Here is a 3593-nt window from a genome sequence, read left to right as displayed (position 1 = left end):
CAAAACAAGGAGTCTGCCATGAACCAAACTAACAACACCACCGCCCTGCCCCTGGTTGCCCGCCTGCTGCTGGCCGCCATCTTCATCGTCAGCGGTATCGGCAAGATCGCAACCCCGGCCGGCGCCATCGGCTACATCAGCGCCATGGGCCTGCCCTTCCCTGTCGTTGGACTGGGCATCGCGATCGGCGTCGAAGTGGTGGGCGGTCTGATGCTGGCAACCGGCCTGTACACCCGTGCGGTGGCCGCGATCCTGGCCATCTTCTCGGTGGTGACTGCGGTGATCTTCCATGGCAATATCGCTGATCAGAACCAGTTCATCCACTTCATGAAGAACTTCGCCATGGCTGGCGGTCTGCTGCAAGTGGCTGCCTTCGGTGCCGGCACCCTGAGCCTGGATGCACTGCGCAATAAAGGCCGCCGTATCGCAGCCGCCTGAACGGCCTAGTTCCGGGGTGCACGCAAATCGTCGATGATGGGCACGATGGCCAGCCCGACGAGAATCGCCGCCAGCGGCAGCGTCGCCCCGAAACCCACACTGCTGAATCCCAGCGCTCCGGCGACACCGCCGGCAAAGAAAGCGCCAACCAGTCCAGCCAGCACAGCGACCCGCTTCCAGTCCGCAGCTACATGCGGCACTGCTTGCGGGTCGCGGTTCCAGTAAAGCGCCTTCCCCGCCTCGATACCCAGATCCGTCACAATGCCGGTGACGTGGGTGGTGCGGATTTCGGCGCGCGAGAGTTTGGTGATGACGGCGTTCTGCAGCCCCATCATGAAGCACAGCAGCATCACGGTCGCCGCCAGTGCGAAGGACGCTCCCATCACGCCGAAAGCCAATAGCAGCAAGGCTTCCAGCATCAGCGGCAAAGCGAACTCACTGTGCAGTTGGCGGCGCCGCGCGAAGTTGACCATCAAGGCGCAACAGGCCGCCCCTGCAAGAAAACTGAATAGCGCGCCGGCACAACTGGCGGCGGCTTCGAAAGCGCCGAGGGCGATATTGTCCGCTGCAGCGGACACGATGCCCGTCATGTGCGACGTGTATTGTTTGACAGCGAGGAAGCCGCCCGCGTTTGCGGCCCCGGCCACGAAGGCCAGGGCGAAACCGAGATGGCGGTTAGCTTGCGCAGCGCGCTGGCGCCCCGTCAGGCGCCGGACATAGTTGATCGGCATGCTTCCTCATTTGGCTGGGTCCTTTACAGCAGGCCGCTCAGGTCCGGACGGGTCGCCAGTGCTTGCTGGACGATCGTGGTCACGGCCTCACGCTCGGCGCCGCGCAGTGGCTGGCGCGGACGGCGTACGATCTCGTTACCCACGCCCGCCAGCGCCTCCACCAGTTTCAGATTTTGCACCAGCTTGGTCGATACGTCGAGGTGCAGCAGCGGCATGAACCACTGGTACAGCTTCAGCGCTTCGTCGTAGCGCTTGGCTTTCATCAGGGTGTACAGCGCTACCGTCTCTTTCGGGAAGGCGACCACCAGGCCGGCCAGCAGGCCGTCCGCGCCAACAGCCAGGCCTTCGAAGGACAGGTCGTCCACGCCCATGAACAGCTGGTAACGGGTGCCGACGGCGTTACGCAGGTCAGTGATGCGGCGCACGTTGTCGGTCGATTCCTTGATCGCCACCAGTTCTTCGCAGTCCGACAGTTCCTTGAAGTCGGCCGGGGTCAGGTCGACTTTGTACGATACCGGGTTGTTGTAGACCATGATCGGCAGCTTGGCTGCGGCGGCGATCGTACGCAGATTGTCCTTGGCTTCACGCGCATCGGCGGCGTACAGCACGGATGGCATGACCATGAAGCCGTCCACGCCTGCATCTTTCGCTTCCTGCACGAAGCGGCAGGCGGTCCTGGTGCGGGTGTCGCTGACGTTGGCCAGCACCGGCACGCGGCCGCTGGATACCTTGATCGCGGTTTTGGCGACTTCCAGGCGCTCTTCCACGGTCAGCGTGCTGGCTTCGCCCAGCGAGCCGCCGGTCACGAGACCGTGGCAACCGCTGTCGATCATGAAGCCGAAGTGTTTCTCCATTTCGGCGTGGTCGAGTTCCTCGTCAGCCGTGAACTTGGTGGTTACTGCGGGGAATACGCCTGCCCATTTTGCTGCTGCCATTTTGATGCCTCCTCAGGTTTCAGTTGTCGTTGCGATGATGCTGCCGGCACGCGCCGGATAAATTGGTGTTCTTACGGTGTCTGGCTGCCAGCCATACAGCACCGCAGTTGCGGCCCCGCAGATGCGTCCCTGGCAAGGCCCCATGCCGCAGCGCGTGTGCAGCTTGGCGGCACGCCAGGTGGCGTGCACCGCCAAGTCGCTGTGCGGCACGTCTTCGCAGCGGCAGACGATGGTGTCCGGCGCCGCCAGCTTTGAGATTTCCTCGCGCAGCCTGAAAGCCTCCGCCAGGCGGCCCGCGAACCGCCGCCAGCGCGCACGCTCCGCCAGCGCGGACGCCGCGCCACCCGCGCCCGCTAGCCGGCTTGCGTGCAGGCCGGCGATGCGGCCTTCCGCCAGCGCGAGGTCAACGCCACCGACGCCGGTGCCTTCGCCTGCGCAGTAGATCGCGGGCATGCTGGTGCGCTGCCACTCGTCCACCTGCACTGCGCCCTGCCCGACCGCGCAACCCAGCGAGCGTGCAAGTTCAGTATTCGGCAGCAAGCCATAGCCCACCGCCAGGTAATCGCATTCAATCAGCTCGCCGTTGTCCAGCTCAACGCGCTGTAGCTGTCCCTCGCCAAACGCGGCGCGGACGTAGCGTCCGCTGCGATAAGACACTCCGCGCAAGCGGCTGCCAAGTTGCAGGGCCTGTGAAATTTTGGACGGCGTTGCCAGCAAGCCAAGCGCAAAGCGCACCAGGGCTGCGCGCGGCGCCTGCTCGATGATGGCCTGCACTTGCGCGCCACGTGAGCGCAAGGTATCCGCCACTGCCAGCAGCAATGGTCCCGTTCCCGCCACCACAATGCGTTTGCCGTCCACTGGATAGCCGCCTTTGCTCAACGCCTGCAGACCGCCGGCGCCGGTCACGCCAGGCAGCGTCCAGCCGGGGAAAGGCAACAGCAGCTCGCGCGCGCCAGTGGCGAGGATCAGGCGCTGGTAGCGCAGCACGCTCACACTCTCTTCCAGCTGTACCAGCAGCTCACCGGGCGCCGGTGCGTACAGAACGCGGGCGCTATGCAGGACGCTGATATTGGGCGCCTGCTGCACTTGCTGCCAAAGCTCGCGCGCCCGGCTGTCTTTCTGCTGCTGCGGACCGCCGCGCCAGATTTGTCCGCCGGCGAATGGGTTGTCGTCGATGATGCAAATACTCGCGCCGCTGGCTGCCGCGGCCTGCGCGGCCGCCAGCCCGGCCGGACCGGCGCCGACAATGATGATGTCGTACAGCGTCTTCATGCAACCGCCTCCGCCGTCACGACCTGCATGCCGTCGCGGCACAGCGTCTGGCAGGACAGCACATGCGCACGGCCGTCGACCGTCACGCGGCACTCCTGGCACACGCCCATTCCGCACAACGGCGCCCGCAGCGCGCCGGTAACCGAGCGGCGCGTTACGCCGGCGGACGCCGTGGCAATTGCGGCGGCGACGGTTGTGCCAGGGGCGACGGCGAGGG

General features: G+C 65.3%; 5 protein-coding genes. 1 reads left to right on the top strand and 4 read right to left on the bottom strand.

Going from position 1 to position 3593, the window contains the following annotated elements:
• The first annotated feature begins 18 nt into the window (after positions 1-18).
• Entirely contained in the window at positions 19-438 is a 420-nt protein-coding gene (locus tag AB4Z11_RS26620) for a DoxX family protein (protein ID WP_442028853.1), read from the top strand.
• A 5-nt stretch (positions 439-443) separates the two neighbouring features.
• Here AB4Z11_RS26620 and AB4Z11_RS26615 read toward each other — a convergent pair whose 3' ends face one another.
• The 4 genes from AB4Z11_RS26615 to AB4Z11_RS26600 form a co-directional block, all read right to left on the bottom strand.
• Complete coding sequence (locus tag AB4Z11_RS26615) at positions 444-1169, bottom strand: YoaK family protein (RefSeq protein ID WP_442028852.1); 726 nt, start codon at positions 1167-1169, stop codon at positions 444-446.
• 23 nt (positions 1170-1192) lie between these two features.
• Entirely contained in the window at positions 1193-2104 is a 912-nt protein-coding gene (locus AB4Z11_RS26610) for a dihydrodipicolinate synthase family protein (RefSeq protein WP_442028851.1), read from the bottom strand.
• A 12-nt stretch (positions 2105-2116) separates the two neighbouring features.
• On the bottom strand, positions 2117-3376 hold the full coding sequence (locus AB4Z11_RS26605; RefSeq protein ID WP_442028850.1) for an FAD-dependent oxidoreductase: 1260 nt from the start codon (positions 3374-3376) through the stop codon (positions 2117-2119).
• Positions 3373-3593, bottom strand: a 221-nt coding sequence (locus tag AB4Z11_RS26600; RefSeq protein WP_442028849.1) for a 2Fe-2S iron-sulfur cluster-binding protein, incomplete at its 5' end; no start/stop codon positions are given. The genes AB4Z11_RS26600 and AB4Z11_RS26605, both read right to left, overlap by 4 nt.

The organism is Pseudoduganella sp. RAF53_2 (genome assembly GCF_052113985.1).
GTDB lineage: Bacteria > Pseudomonadota > Gammaproteobacteria > Burkholderiales > Burkholderiaceae_D > Rugamonas.
Note: the sequence above shows the minus strand (reverse complement) of the source record. Positions and strands in the feature narration are given on the sequence as shown.